Genomic DNA, 14,684 nt, shown 5'->3' with positions numbered 1-14,684 from the left:
CGACCGCCGAGACCCCAGAACCGACCGACACCGCGAAACCGCCCGAGACCGCGAAACCGACCCGGACCGCGAAACTGACCCAGACCGCAGAGCCGACCCGCACCGCAGAGCCAACCGAGACCGCACAACCGACCGGGCCGGGCGGCGCCGCCGAGCGGGCCACAAGGGACGTGGCGGCCCAGTTCGAGGACGAGAGGCCCGGCCGGGTGTTGGCCGGTCCGGCGGCCCTCCTGCTCGGCACGGTGGCGCTGGCGGTCGGCACGCTCGCTCTCTGGCAGGTGTTCCGCCCGCTCGCACAGGGCAGCAAGTACTACCTGATCATCTTCTTGGCCGGTGTGCTCCCGCTGGTCTTCCTCGCCTACCCGGCCGACCTGCCGCGCTGGACCCGCCCGCGCCGGCGGCGACAAGCCACCGCCAGCACCCGGCCCGCAGACAGCACGGCACGCCCCGACCACACCGACAGCACCCGGCCCACCGACGGCACGGCACGCCCCGACCACACCGACAGCACCCGGCCCACCCTCGTCGACTGGCTGCTGGCCGCGCTGACCGTGGCGGCCTGCCTCTATCCCGTCCTGCCGATCACGATCGGTACGGGTGGCGGCGGCTACAACGCGTTCCTCGACCGGCAGGGCCTGCTCGCGCCGACCGACCTGGTGCTCGGCACCGTGCTGCTGCTCCTGCTGCTGGAGGCGTGCCGGCGTACGACCGGTTGGATCCTGCCGGCGGTCGGCCTGCTGTTCCTCGGGTACGGCTACTACGGCGGGTTGCTGCCGCAGTCGTGGCCGGTCGCGCACGCCGGGCTCGACTTCCGTCAACTCATCGACGCGTTCTACAACTCCGACAGCGGTTTCTACGGCACCCCGTTGGACGTGGCCGCCTCGTACATCGTGTTGTTCACCATCTACGGCGCGGTGCTGGAGCTGTCCGGGGCAGGGCGGTTCTTCGTCGACCTGTCGACCGCCGCGTTCCGCCGCTCCCGGACCGCCGCCGGTCGGACGGCGGTGGCCTCGGGCTTCCTGCTCGGCACCGTCTCCGGCTCGGGTGCGGCGACGACGGTGAGCATCGGCGCGGTCACCTGGCCGCTGCTGCGTCGCGCCGGCTATCCACCGGAGCGGGCCGGCGGCATGCTGGCGGCGGCCGGGGTGGGCGCGATCCTGTCCCCGCCCACCCTCGGGGCGGCGGCGTTCATCATCGCTGAGTACCTGGGCGTTTCGTACCTTCAGGTGCTGGGTTGGGCGACGGTGCCGACGGTGCTCTACTACCTGGGCATCCTGCTCTCCGTGGAGATCGACGCCCGCCGCTCCGGCGTACGTCCGGTCGCGCTCCATGTCGGCTCACCGTGGCGGCTGCTGGGCCGCTTCGGCTACCACTTCGCCTCGCTGATCGCGATCATCGTGTTCCTCGCGGTCGGCGTCTCCGCGACGAGGGCCGTGGTGTTCGCCATCGTCCTCACCGCCGTGCTGTCGTGGCTGGACCGCGCCCACCGGCTCACCCCGGCCCGGCTGGTGACCGCCCTGGTCACCGGCGTACGCGGGGTGCTCGCCGTCACCGCCGTGTGTGCCGCCGCCGGCATCATCACGGCGACCACCACGAAGACCGGGCTCGGGCCGCAGACGGCGGCGCTGCTGATCGGCGGGGCGAAGGCGGTCACCGCCGACCCGACGCTGGTCCTGGTGCTCACGGCGCTGCTCGCGGCCGTCGCGCTCAGCCTGCTGGGCCTGGCCGTGCCAGTCACCGCCTCGTTCGTGATCGGGTGGGTGATCGTCGGCCCGGCCCTGCTCGACCTGGGCGTGGCCGCGCCCGCCGCGGCGATGTTCGTCTTCTACTTCGCCGTGCTGTCCGAGGTGTCCCCGCCGACCGCGCTCGCCGCCGTGGCCGCGGCCGCCGTCACCGGGGGCCGGCTGGTGCCGACCATGTGGCAGACCCTGCGGTACGCGCTGCCGGCGTACCTCACCCCGATCGCGTTCGTCATCACCCCGACCGGGCTGGGCCTGCTCGGCATCGGCGGCGTACCGCGGATCGCCGTCGCGGCCGTGGTGACGGCGCTCAGCGTGGCGGTGCTCGCTGTCGCCGCCGGTGGCTGGCTGCCCGGGGTGGGTCCCGCCGGCGCACCGGAACGGGTGCTCGGCGCCGTCGCCGGAGTCACCCTGCTCTGGCTCGAACCCGTGCCGGTCGCGGTGGGCGTGGCGCTGGCCGCCATCGCGGCAGCGGGAGTGCTCGTCCGACGCGGATCCACGAGCCGACCGCGCACACCAACAGCGGGCCGACCGCGAACACCAACAGAGGAGAGACTGTGAGACGAACCGACGTACGGCTCGCGGCGGGCGTGGGCGCGCTCGCCCTCGTCCTGGCGGGCGTCACCGGCTGCGGAGGCCAGCAGGGCGGCGCGGCCACGGACGACACGGCCAGTGCGGTCACCTGCGAGGTGACCCGGGAGACCCGCGTGGGCATCGCCACCGGCAACTCGACGGGCGTCTACTACTCGGTCGGCAACGCCCTGGCCGGGCAGTTGTCCGGGGCGACCGGCGGCAAGCTCACCGGCACCGCCGCCGAGACCGGCGCGTCGGTGCAGAACGTGGAGCAGTTGGTCGGCGGCCAGTACGACGTGGCGTTCTCGCTGTTCGACACGGCGGTCAACGCGGTCGAGGGCAAGGGCAGCTTCACCGCCCCACAGCCGGTGCGGGCCTTGGCCCGTCTCTACGACAACTACACGCAGGTGGTGGTCCGCAAGGACGCCGGAATCACCTCGGTCGCCGGCATGCGCGGTAAGCGGATCTCCACGGGCTCCCCGAAGTCCGGCACGGAGGTGATCGCGAACCGGCTGCTGGAGGCCGCCGGACTCGACCCGGCCAAGGACGTCCGGGCGCAGCGACTCGACCTCGCCAAGACGGTCGACGGCGTCAAGGACGGCAGCATCGACGGCTTCTTCTGGTCCGGTGGCCTGCCCACCAGTGGCCTGACGGACCTGTTCACCACCGCCGGTGACACGGTGACGTTCGTCGACATCTCGACGCTGCTGCCGAAGCTGACCGCGCTTGGCCCCGGCTATCAGGCCGGCACGATCGGTCGGGACGTCTACCGGACGGCGAGCGACACCCCGACCATCGTCGTGCCGAACGTGCTGCTGGTTCGCGAGGACCTGGACGCCAACGTCGCCTGCGTGATCACCCGGACGGTGTTCGACAAGCGCGACGCCCTGGCCCAGGCCAACCCGGCGGCCAAGGGGATCACGCTGGAGAAGGCCCGCCGGACCCTGCCGGTGCCGCTGCACCGGGGCGCCGAGAAGGCGCTGAACGACCTGGGAGCGAGGTGACCGTCGGTCAGAGGTCGGTCGGCGCGGTGGCGGCGCGGGCCACGCCGACCAGGCGGTCGGTCTCGGCGAGCAGCGCCTCGTCGTCCGCCGGTGTGCCGGGGTCGAGTCGGACCGTCCAGGTCAGACCGTCGGCCCCGGCCGCGCGACGGGCCGCGACGCGCGCCGCGCCGCCGGGCACCGGGTGGTGTTCGGTGTACGCGACGGAACGGGTCACCCGGGCGCGCACCTGGTGTGGCAGCTCACCGGGGTCGAGCAGCAGGTACGTCTCCGCCGGCCCGTCGGCGACCACGAGGTAGCCGTCACGCTCGACGACGGTCTCGGCCGGCGTGACGGTCAGCTCCCGACCGGACCAGACCGCCTTGATCAGGTCGTGCCAGCCGATGCGGTGCCCCCGACCGGGCAGCCACAGCCCGAGGTTGCTGGCCACGACGACGCCGTCGCCCTCGCCGTTGCCCACCGCCGCCCACGCGAGTACCCGCTCGTCGGCGGCCAACGGCGGCCGGTCGGCCGGGGGCAGCTTCGGCTTGCGGCTGAACAGTCCCATCTAGAGCCCTCCCGCGGCCTGCTCGCGCAGCGCCCTGGCGTGCTGTTCCAGCGACAGCAGCTCCCCGAAGGCGGCGAAGTACTCGTCCTTGTTGTTGACCGGGTTGATCCGCTGGATCCGCGACTTGAGGTCGCGGATGCGGGCCGTCACCGACCCGAACTGCACCCGGGCCATGGTGATCGACACGTAGCGCGGGTCGGGCTCGCCGTCGATACGGAGCGGCTCCACGGCCAGCTCGCCGACCAGCGCGGCGGCGGCCAGATCCTCGCTGGCGTCGCGGACCTTCTCGATCCAGACCGCGCCGCCGGTCGCCGACGCGGCCCCGCCGGCCGCCGCCACGGCCGCGCGCACGGCCACGTGCAACGGGTGGCGGTACTCGCTGGCCTCGACCGCGTCGAACATGGGCCCGGCCAGCACGGGCTGTTGCAGGGCGAGTTTCAACGCCTCGCGCTCGACCATCGACTGTGGGCTGTCCACCGCCGGCTCGGGGTGGGCCGGGGCGGGCCGTGCAGCGGGCGCGGCGTCCCGGCCGCCGGACGGCGGAGTGTTGGCGGCGGCGAGCACGGCCCGCTGCACCGGCTCGATCTCCATCCCGAGGTCCATGGCGAGCTTGCGGACGTACTCTGGGCGTTTTTCCCGGTCTTTGAGTTGCGCGACCAGCGGCGCGGCCCGGCGCATGGCCTCCACCCGGCCATCGACGGTGTCCAGGTCGAAGCGGCTGATCTCGTGCCGCAGCGCGAAGTCGACGAGCGGTTCACGGCGGGCGACCAGGTCCCGCACGGCCAGGTCACCCTTGGCCAGGCGCAGCTCACACGGGTCCATGTTGTCGGGGCTGACCGCGATGAACGTCCGCCCGACGAAGCGCTGGTCGTCGCCGAACGCCCGCAGCGCCGCCTTCTGACCGGCGGCGTCCCCGTCGAAGGTGAAGATGATCTCGCCGGCCACCGAGTCGGTGTCCAGCAGGAGCCGGCGCAGCACCCCGATGTGGTCCGCGCCGAACGCCGTGCCGCAGGTCGCCACCGCCGTCGGCACGTCGGCCAGGTGACAGGCCATCACGTCGGTGTAGCCCTCGACGACGACCACCCGGCCCTGCTTGGCGATCTCCCGCTTGGCCTGGTCGAGGCCGTAGAGCACGTGCGACTTCTTGTAGATCGGCGTCTCGGGGGTGTTCAGGTACTTCGGGCCGTCGTCGTCGTCGAAGAGCTTGCGCGCCCCGAAGCCGATCACGTCGCCGGCCAGGTCGCGGATCGGCCAGAGCAGCCGACGACGGAACCGGTCGATCAGCGTGCCCGAGCGGGACTCCCGGGACAGCCCGGCGGTGACCAGCTCCTGGTGGGTGAAGCCCTGCTGACGCAGGTGCTTGGTGAGCAGGTCCCAGCCCTCCGGCGCGAACCCGCACCCGTAGCGCTCGGCGGCGGCCCGGTCGAATCCACGTTGGGCCAGGAACTCGCGCGCCGGTCGGGCCCCGGCGGTGCTGAGCTGCGCCCGGTAGAACTCGACGGCGGCGGCGTGCGCGGCGACCAGTCGCTGGCGCTGGCCCTGCTGCGGGCGCGGACGCGGGGCGCCCCGGTCGTCCTCGACGTAGCGGAGCTGGATGCCGGCACGCCCGGCCAGCCGCTCGACGGACTCGACGAAGCTCAGGTGCTCCGCGTCCATCAGGAACTTGATCGCGTCGCCGCCGGCCCCGCAGCCGAAGCAGTACCAGACGTTGCGGGCCGGCGAGACGTTGAACGACGGGCTCTTCTCGTCGTGGAACGGGCACAGGCCCTTGAGGTTGCCGCCCCCGGCGGACTTCAGGGTGACCGTCTCGGAGATCACATCCCCGATCGAGGTGCGTTCCCGGACCAGCGCGATGTCCTCGTCCCGGATCCGCCCAGCCATGCGCCACCCCCTCGCCGTACATCCTGCCCTGCCGGGCCGACGAGACGCCGTCCGGGGGACGCCGGTGTGGCGGGGGCCGCCATCGGACTCGTCCGTTCCGGCCCGGCCGGCGGGTCCGCGCGGGGACCATGACCAGATGCGCAGGGTACGCGCCAACACGCCCCGGCCACCGGATTGGGTGGCCGGCCGGCTGCGGATACGGGGGTCCGGCCCGCGCGCGAGTGAGACCGGCGAACGGCACGCCACCTGGCTGGAGCTGTTCCTCGACCTCATCTTCGTGTACGCGCTGGCGGCGGTGACACGCCGGTTGGGCGACGACCCCACACCGTCGCCGAGCGCCGTGCTGGCCGTGCTGGGGCTCTTCGTCGTGGTCCAGTGGGCCTGGTTGGGCCAGGTGTTCTACGACACCCGCTTCGACCCGGACGACGTACCGCACCGGATCCTGGTGCTGGTCGCGCTGGTCGGCGCGGGAACGATCACGCTCGGGGTGGACGAGGTGCCGGAGAGCGTGCTCCTGCCGGTCGGCTACCTGATCGTGCGGGGTGTGCTGCTCCTGCTGTATCTGCGGGCCCGCCCGACCAGCCCGATGGCCCGTACCGTGACCACGATCTACCTGTGCGGCTTCGGGTCGAGCTGGCTGATCTGGCTGGCCTCGCTGGCCGTACCCACCGACACGCGCCCGACGTTGTGGATCGTCGCGATGCTCATCGAGCTGGCCACCCCGTGGGTCGGCAAGCGCTGGCTGAACCGGTTTCCGGTCGACGACCAGCACCTGCCGGAACGGATCGGGCAGTTCACCATCATCGTGCTGGGCAGCGCGCTGGCCAGCCTCCTCTTCGCGGTGCCCGACCATCCGCGGCCACACATGATCGTCACGGCGGGACTGGCCTTCCTGGTGCCGGCGGCCGTCTGGTGGGTCTACACCACCTTCGTCACCACCCGCGAGTCACAGCGCCGGCTGCGCGGCGGCCAGACGTACGCCTACCTGCATATTCCGCTCGGCGGCGCGCTACTGCTGCTCGGCTGGGCACTCGGGCAGACGGTCCGGCTGGCCGACGACGAGGTGGTCCGGCTGCCGATGGAGCTGCGGCTCCTGCTGGCGGCCACGCTCACCGTCTGGGTGCTCTGCGGGCTGGCGTTGCACTGGGTGTGGAACCGGCCGAGCATCGGTCGGCTGGGCATCGCCGGCTACGGCGTGGGCTCGGCCATCCTGATCACCGCGGCGGTGCACGGACCGAAGCTGATGCTGTCCCTGCTCTCGGTGGCGGTCGTCGGGTACGCGGTGCTGCTCACCCGACGACTCACCACGACGGCCGAGGACTGAGCTGGCCGGCGCTCAGGCGGTGGCCGGCTCCTCGGCGGCGACCTGCCGGTTCCACTCCTGCTTCGACGAGCGCCAGCCCTCGTCGTCCATGCCCCGCCGCCAGTAGCCGGAGATGGAGAGCCGGTCCAGCGGCACACCGCGCTCGCCGCGCAGCAGCCGGCGCAGCTCCCGGACGAAGGCCGCCTCGCCGTGCACGAAGGCGTGCACCTGGCCGGCCGGGAACTCCAGTGAGCGCACCGCGTCGACCAGCGCCTCGCCCACCGGGCGTTCGCCACGGTGCAGCCAGCTGAGCGTGACCGCTCCGGGGCTGAGCAACTTCTGCTCGTCCGCCGGGTCGGCGATCTCCACGAAGACGTGTGCCGGGGCGCCCACCGGCAGCCGTTCCAGCGCGGCGGCGATCGCCGGCAGGGCGCTCTCGTCGCCGACCAGCAGGTGCCAGTCCGCGTCCGGGTCCGGCGCGTACGCCCCGCCGGGGCCGACGAAGTGCACCGGGTCACCGGGGCGCAGCGCGGCGGCCCACGGCCCGGCCAGGCCCTCGTCGCCGTGGTGCACCACGTCGACGGTCAGCTCGCCGGCGCGCGGGTCCCACCGGCGCACGGTGTACGCGCGCAGCCGGGGCCACTGCTCGCGGGGCATGTCCCGGCGGATCGCGACGAGGTCGAGCGGCTCGGGGTACGCGACACCGGGCTGCGGGAAGACCAGCTTGATGTAGTGGTCGGTGAACTCGCCCACCGGCAGGCCGACCAGTTCGTCCCCACCGAGGACGAGCCGGATCAGGTGCGGGGTGGGTCGTTCGGTGCGCAGCACCCGGACCGAGGTGACGTTCCTGGGGCGTTCCGTCATGCAGTTAGGCTAACCTAAGTAGTCGAGCTGTCCACCAGACGGGTGTGCCAGCTCACCGCCGCCGGATCGGTGAGCGAGGCGACCTGGTCAATCACGACGCGCAGCCGGGCGTCGTCGTCGGGCGCGGCCCGCCACAGCGGGGCGAAGATCGGATCAAGCCCGTCCGGCGCCCGCCGCACCAGCGCGGCCACCAGTTCGGCCAACATCGTCCGCTGGCGCTCGTAGCGACCCCGGAACCCGCTGCGCCGCATCACGTACCGCAGGGCGATGCCCTTGAGCAGCGCACACTGCGCCCGGACCCGCCTCGGCACCACCAGGTCGGCGGCGTACCGGCGGTGCGGGCCGGGGCCGTACCGCTGCTCGGTGGCCTCCACCGCCGCCGACACGAACCGGCCGGTCAGCCCGCTCGTGGTCGCCTTCAGCGCGACCTGGGCACGATGGCTGCCGTCGTACGCGGCGAGGGGGGCGAGCAGCGGGTCGGCCAGCAACGCGACCAGCACCTCGGCCAGATCGGCCGAGGACTCCCCCGAGTACGTGGCGGCCACGTCGGCACAGAGCGCGGCCCGTTCGTCGGCGTCGGCGAGCAGCGGACGCAGCGTGACGTACCCGCCGTGGATGCCGTCCTCGACGTCGTGCACCGAGTACGCGACGTCGTCGGCCCAGTCCATCACCTGCGCCTCCAGGCAGCGCCGGTCTCCCGGCGCACCGGCCCGGAGCCACTCGAACACCGCCGTGTCGTCGGCGTACACCCCGAATTTGCGCTGCCCCGGGCGGCGCGGCCACGGGTACTTGCCGATCGCGTCGAGCGACGCCCGGGTCAGGTTCAGCCCGGCGGACGACCCGTCCGGGGCGAGCACCTTGGCCTCCAGCCGGGTCAGCACCCGCAGCGTCTGCGCGTTGCCCTCGAAGCCGCCGCAGGGCGACGCGAGCAGGTCCAGCGCGGCCTCGCCGTTGTGCCCGAACGGCGGGTGCCCCAGGTCGTGGGCGAGCCCGGCGACGTCGACGACGTCCGGGTCACAGCCCAGCCGGGCGCCCATCTCCCGGGCGATCTGGGCCACCTCCAACGAGTGCGTCAGCCGCGTACGTAGGAAGTCGTCGGTGCCGGCGGTGTGCACCTGCGTCTTGGTGGCCAACCGGCGGAACGCGGCGGAGTGCAGCACCCGGGCACGATCACGCTCGTACGGCGACCGGCGGTGGCCGGTGTCCTTGGGCGGCTCCGCCACCAACCGGTCGGCCGGATCAACGCTCACTTTCACTCAGCCGCTGTTGTTCGCGACTGCGGGGCTCGCAAAACCGGCTCACTCCTCGCGCTCAGGCAGCACGCAGAACTCGTTGCCCTCCGGGTCGGCGAGCACCGTCCACTCCACGTCGCCCTGACCGATGTCGACGTGCCGGGCGCCCATGTCGACCAGGCGCTCGACCTCGGCCTCCCGGTCGGCGGGACGCAGGTCCAGGTGGAGCCGGTTCTTTCGTACCTTGCCCTCGGCGACCGGGCCGAAGAAGATCGCGGGGGACCGATCCGGCGACTGGCGGATCTCCACGCCACTCGGCTTGTCGGAAATGATCTGATAGCCGAGCGCCTCGGCCCACCAGCGGGCCAACCGTGCCGGATCACGGGCATCGACGGTGAGGCTCTCCCAGACGCTTGTCATTCAGTCACCCTTCCCGTTCGACGGCGTAGACAATCGGCCGTTGCGAGCGAGCCAAGGTTACGCCCGTCACGGCTCCTTGACGTGCCCCCGACGCGGCGACGGGTGGTGGGGCGCCGTGGCGGCCCGGTCGCCCGGGTCCGCCACGGCGTCACGCGTCAGCGACTGTCCGAGCCGTCGGTCTGCACGGCCGCGCGGCCAGCCTCCAGGCGTGCGACCGGCACCCGGAACGGTGAGCAGGACACGTAGTCCAGGCCGACCTCGTGGAAGAAGTGCACCGAGTCGGGGTCGCCGCCGTGCTCGCCACAGACGCCGAGCTTCAGCCCGGGGCGGGCGGCCCGCCCCTCCTCGGCGGCGATCCGCACCAGCCGGCCGACGCCGTCACGGTCGATCGACTCGAACGGCGAGATGCCGAAGATGCCCAGCTCCAGGTACCGCCAGAAGAACGCGCCCTCGACGTCGTCCCGGGAGAAGCCCCAGCCCATCTGCGTCAGGTCGTTGGTGCCGAACGAGAAGAACTCGGCGGCCTCGGCGATCTGACCGGCGGTCAGCGCCGCCCGGGGCACCTCGATCATGGTGCCGATCAGCACCTCGACGCCGCTGTCCCCGACCACCTCGGCGATGATCTTCTCGGCCTCGGCGCGTACCGTCTCCAACTCCTGCACGGCCCCGACCAGCGGCACCATGATCTCGGGGCAGGCTTTGCCGCCGGCGCGGACGACCGCGACGGCGGCCTCGGCGATGGCCCGGACCTGCATCGCGAACAGGCCGGGGATGACCAGGCCGAGGCGTACGCCCCGCAGCCCGAGCATCGGGTTCTCCTCGTGCATCCGCCGGACGGCCGCGAGCAGCGCCTCCTCCTTGGCCACGTCCTCGCCGCGCTCCTGGGCGACCGCCACGTTGACCGCGAGCTGTTCCAGCGGCGGTAGGAACTCGTGCAGCGGCGGGTCGATCAGCCGGACGGTGACCGGCAGGCCGTCCATCTCGCGGAAGATCTCCTCGAAGTCGGCCCGCTGCATCGGCAGCAGCGCGGCCAGCGCCTCGCCGCGCTCACCCTCGGCGCGGGCCAGGATCAGCCGCTCCACCAGCTCGCGCCGGTCACCGAGGAACATGTGCTCGGTGCGGCACAGCCCGATGCCCTCGGCGCCGAAGCGCCGGGCGCGGGCCGCGTCCGCGCCGGTGTCGGCGTTCGTGCGGACCGCCAGCCGCCGCTTCCCGTCGGCGTGCGTCATGATCCGGTGTACGGCCCGGACGAGCGGGTTGTCGACGTGTTCGTCGTCGAGGCTGCCCTCGAAGTACTGCACCACCTCCGACGGCATGACCGGCACCTCGCCCAGGTACACCTTGCCGGTGGTGCCGTCGATGGAGACGACGTCGCCCTCGTCGACGGTCTGCCCGGCCACGGTGAACCGCTTCGCGGGCACGTTGACGTCGATCTCGTCCGCGCCGGAGACGCAGGTCTTGCCCATGCCCCGGGCCACCACCGCGGCGTGGCTGGTCTTGCCGCCGCGCGAGGTGAGGATGCCCTTCGCGGCGATCATGCCGTTCAGGTCGTCCGGGTTGGTCTCCCGGCGGACCAGGATCACCGACTCACCCTCGGCGGCCAGCTCGACGGCCCGCGCGGAGGTGAAGACCACCTTGCCGGACGCCGCGCCGGGTGACGCGCCGATGCCCGTGGCGACCGCCTCGAACTCGTGGTCGAGCTGGAAGCGGGGGAACATGAGCTGGGCGAGCTGCGCGCCGTTGACCCGGTGCAGGGCCTCGTCCTCGTCGATCAGGCCCTCGTCGACGAGCTGCCCGGCGATGACGAACGCGGCGGCGGCCGTCCGCTTGCCGACCCTCGTCTGCAACATCCACAGCTTGCCGCGCTCGATGGTGAACTCGATGTCGCACAGGTCCCGGTAGTGCTCCTCCAACCGGGCCATGATCGACAACAGCTCGTCGTAGGAGGACTTGTCCAGCCGCTCCAACTCCTGCAACGGCACCGTGTTGCGGATGCCGGCCACCACGTCCTCGCCCTGGGCGTTGGCCAGGTAGTCGCCGTAGATGCCCTGCGCGCCGCTGCCCGGGTCCCGGGTGAACGCGACCCCGGTGCCCGAGTCCGGGCCGAGGTTGCCGAAGACCATGGTCACCACGTTGACGGCGGTGCCGAGGTCGGCCGGGATGCGCTCCTGGCGGCGGTAGAGCACCGCGCGCTCGGCGTTCCACGACTCGAAGACGGCGCGGATGGCCAGGTCGAGCTGCTCACGCGGCTGCTGTGGGAACTCCCGGCCGGTGTGCTTGGCGAAGATCTTCTTGTACGCGTCGACGAGCCCTCGCAGATCGTCCGCGTCCAGGTCCAGGTCGTTGTGCGTACCCTTGGCGCTCTTGATCTCGTCGAGGGCGTGCTCGAACTCCTCGCCCGGCACCTCGCAGACGGTCTTGCCGAACATCTGGATGAGTCGGCGGTACGAGTCCCAGGCGAAGCGGTCGTTCTGGCCCGCCTGCGCGGCGAGCCCCACCACGCTCTGGTCGTTGAGGCCGACGTTGAGGACGGTCTCCATCATGCCGGGCATGGAGAACTTCGCGCCGGAACGGACGGACACCAGCAGCGGGTCGCCCGGGTCGCCGAGACGCTTGCCCATCTCGCGCTCCAGCGCCTGCAGGTGCGCCTCGATCTGACCGGCGAGGCCGTCGGGCTCCCGGCCGGTCGCGAGGTACGCCTGGCACGCCTCGGTGGTGATGGTGAAGCCGGGCGGCACGGGCAGGCCGAGGTTGGTCATCTCGGCGAGGTTGGCGCCCTTGCCTCCGAGCAGGTCCTTCAGGTCCTTGTTGCCCTCGGAGAAGTCGTAGACGTACTTGTGTTCGTCGGTCTCTTGCGCTGCCACCAGAGCCTCCCACGCGCGCCGGATTGACACTTAACGAAGGTTCAGGGCGAAGGTTAAGCGAAGATCGGGTGGCCTGGGACCGTTCGGTGACAATAGGCACAGCTATCACGACTATCCGCGTTCGTACCGGTTTTTGGGAACGCTTCCACGCGCACAATCACGCAATATCCCCGGTCCTCGTATTGTTGACGCCACTGGATCTGCCGAAGCTCGCTTTTGCCATATCCGACGCGAAATAACCCCTTCCGGAGCCGTCGTCGTGTCCTCCCTCCCGATCTCCTCCCCCACCCCGGACCCGAGCACCGCCGCTCACCCCGCCGCCGCCGACGGGATCGCGCTGCCCGCGCACCAGCCGGAGGCCGGTGACCTGGCGGCGCTCGCCGCTCGGGCGGCCGGTGACGACCTGCTCGCCCCGCCGGTCGGCCTCGACAACGTCGTGCCGGCACCGGAACTCCTCGACGCGGACCCGGGGGTGACGTTCGTGCTCGACGGGGACACCGCCATCCGGGTCACCGCCCACCCGGGCGCCCGGGAGGTGGCCGACCACCTGGCCCAGCTGCTGCGCCCGGCGACCGGCTTCCCGCTGCCCGTCGCCGACACCCTCGCGACGGAGTCGACCGGCACGGTGACGCTCACCCTGGCCGGCACGACCCCGACGACGCCCCCCACCCCCGGCGAGAGCGCCGACCTCGGGGCGGAGGGCTACCGGCTCGACGTGACCACCACCGGGGTACGCGTCATCGCCGCGACCGCCACCGGTCTCTTCTACGGCGTCCAGACGCTCCGGCAGCTCCTCCCGGCCGCCGTGGAGAGCCCGACGCCGATGGCTGCCCGCTGGGCGTTGCCCGGCGGCACGATCCTGGACCGTCCCCGCTTCCCGTACCGGGGCGCGATGCTCGACGTGGCCCGACACTTCTTCGCCGTCGAGGACGTCCTGCGGGTGATCGACCACCTGGCCCGCTACAAGCTCAACCACCTGCACCTGCACCTCACCGACGATCAGGGCTGGCGCATCGCCGTCGACTCCTGGCCGAGGCTCGCCACCGTCGGCGGGGCGAGCGAGGTCGGCGGCGGCCCCGGCGGGCACTACACCAAGGCCGACTACCGGCGGATCGTCTCGTACGCGTCCGCCCGGCACGTCACCGTCGTCCCGGAGATCGACCTTCCGGGCCACACCAACGCGGCGCTCGTCGCGTACCCGCGCCTCGCGCCGGACAAGGTCGCGCCCGCGCCGTACACCGGCACCGAGGTCGGTTTCAGCTACGTCGACCCGGCCGACGAGCAGACGTACGACTTCATCGCCGACGTACTCGGTGAGGTCGCCGCCCTCACCCCGGGGCCGTGGCTGCACATCGGCGGCGACGAGGCGTTCAAGGTCAAGGGCGAGGTCTACACCGGTTTCGTGCAGAGGGCGCAGCGACTCGTCGCCGACACCGGCAAGACCGTGGTGGGCTGGCATCAGCTCGCCCCGGCCGCCCACGTCGACGGGCGGGTCCTGCAGTGGTGGGGTACGGACACCGACGACCCCACCACCGCCGACGCCGTCCGCCGGGGCGCCCGACTGATCGTCTCCCCCGGCAACCACGCGTACCTGGACATGAAGTACGCCGACGAGACCCCGATCGGGCACGACTGGGCCGGCCTCATCGACGTACGCCGCGCGTACGACTGGGATCCGGGCACACACGTCGACGGCGTGCCCAGCACGGCCGTCCTCGGCGTGGAGGCCCCGCTGTGGACCGAATCGGTCACCTCGCTGGCCGACATCGAGTTCCTGCTGCTCCCCCGGCTCCCCGCCATCGCCGAGCTGGGCTGGTCGCCCCGGGCGACGCACGACTGGGCCGGCTTCCGGGACCGGCTGGCCGGACACGGCCCGCGCTGGTCCACCGCAGGGATCACCTTCCACCGCAGCCCCGAGATCCCCTGGCCGGCCATTCCGACCATCCCGGGCCAGCGCCCCGCCGCCAAGGCAGACACCGCCGAACGCTGACGACACGGCACCTAGTCCGGGGGATGATCGACTCGGGTTCGCCGATATCGGGGTGTCCCGCCCACCCGGATACCCCAACATCCCCGACGTCGAGTCGATCACCACGGTTGGCGGCGGAACATCCGGTCCGGGCGGGCGGTTTGGGCGGCCGTGGTGCGATCGTCCCGTGGCGGACGACACCCCGGCGGCGGAATCGCGGGCGGGGCGGGATCGTTATACCTCCCATGCCACCGCGACCCCGGGTCGCGGCCCCCGGGAACACCCGCCAGG

9 protein-coding genes and 1 pseudogene are annotated in these 14,684 nt (G+C 72.3%); 4 read left to right on the top strand and 6 right to left on the bottom strand.

The genetic code is table 11. From position 1 onward, the window contains the following. The first annotated feature begins 170 nt into the window (after window positions 1-170). Together AB0I89_RS29225 and AB0I89_RS29220 are read left to right on the top strand one after the other, a co-directional pair. The gene (locus AB0I89_RS29225; RefSeq protein WP_357133323.1) at window positions 171-2,300 is read left to right on the top strand and encodes a TRAP transporter fused permease subunit; all 2,130 of its coding nucleotides are present in this window, start codon (window positions 171-173) and stop codon (window positions 2,298-2,300) included. Continuing rightward, a complete protein-coding gene (locus AB0I89_RS29220) occupies window positions 2,297-3,316 on the top strand; it encodes a TAXI family TRAP transporter solute-binding subunit (protein ID WP_357133321.1) in 1,020 nt (339 codons plus the stop codon). Before AB0I89_RS29225 ends, AB0I89_RS29220 begins: the two co-directional genes overlap by 4 nt. 7 nt (window positions 3,317-3,323) lie before the next feature. Here the strand turns inward: AB0I89_RS29220 and AB0I89_RS29215 are convergent, their stop codons facing one another. After that, window positions 3,324-3,860, bottom strand: a complete 537-nt coding sequence (locus AB0I89_RS29215) for a hypothetical protein (protein ID WP_357133319.1) — start codon at window positions 3,858-3,860, stop codon at window positions 3,324-3,326. Further along, window positions 3,861-5,763: pseudogene (gene dnaG / locus AB0I89_RS29210) on the bottom strand (DNA primase). 114 nt (window positions 5,764-5,877) lie between these two features. Between dnaG and AB0I89_RS29205 the strand changes: the two are divergent. Then, a complete protein-coding gene (locus AB0I89_RS29205) occupies window positions 5,878-7,065 on the top strand; it encodes a low temperature requirement protein A (protein WP_357133317.1) in 1,188 nt (395 codons plus the stop codon). 12 nt (window positions 7,066-7,077) lie between these two features. Here the strand turns inward: AB0I89_RS29205 and AB0I89_RS29200 are convergent, their stop codons facing one another. The 4 genes from AB0I89_RS29200 to ppdK all read right to left on the bottom strand — a co-directional run bounded on the left by AB0I89_RS29200 (window position 7,078) and on the right by ppdK (window position 12,424). Beyond that, window positions 7,078-7,908 carry a siderophore-interacting protein gene (locus AB0I89_RS29200; RefSeq protein ID WP_357133315.1) on the bottom strand — a complete coding sequence of 277 codons (831 nt, stop codon included), beginning with the start codon at window positions 7,906-7,908 and terminating at the stop codon, window positions 7,078-7,080. Window positions 7,909-7,922: 14 nt separating this feature from the next. Further along, window positions 7,923-9,158, bottom strand: a complete 1,236-nt coding sequence (locus AB0I89_RS29195) for a deoxyguanosinetriphosphate triphosphohydrolase (RefSeq protein ID WP_357133313.1) — start codon at window positions 9,156-9,158, stop codon at window positions 7,923-7,925. 48 nt (window positions 9,159-9,206) lie between these two features. Further along, window positions 9,207-9,560: a VOC family protein gene (locus AB0I89_RS29190; RefSeq protein WP_357133311.1), complete on the bottom strand. Its 354-nt coding sequence runs from the start codon at window positions 9,558-9,560 to the stop codon at window positions 9,207-9,209. A 155-nt stretch (window positions 9,561-9,715) separates the two neighbouring features. Next, window positions 9,716-12,424, bottom strand: coding sequence for a pyruvate, phosphate dikinase (gene ppdK / locus AB0I89_RS29185; RefSeq protein WP_357133309.1), 2,709 nt, complete (start codon window positions 12,422-12,424; stop codon window positions 9,716-9,718). Between the two features lie 274 nt (window positions 12,425-12,698). Here ppdK and AB0I89_RS29180 point away from each other — a divergent pair, with 274 nt between their 5' ends. After that, entirely contained in the window at window positions 12,699-14,414 is a 1,716-nt protein-coding gene (locus AB0I89_RS29180; protein ID WP_357133379.1) for a beta-N-acetylhexosaminidase, read from the top strand. Window positions 14,415-14,684 lie beyond the last annotated feature (270 nt).

It is taken from the genome of Micromonospora sp. NPDC049801, assembly GCF_040656575.1.
Taxonomy (GTDB): Bacteria; Actinomycetota; Actinomycetes; order Mycobacteriales; family Micromonosporaceae; genus Micromonospora.
This window is presented reverse-complemented; position numbering and strand designations above follow the sequence as displayed.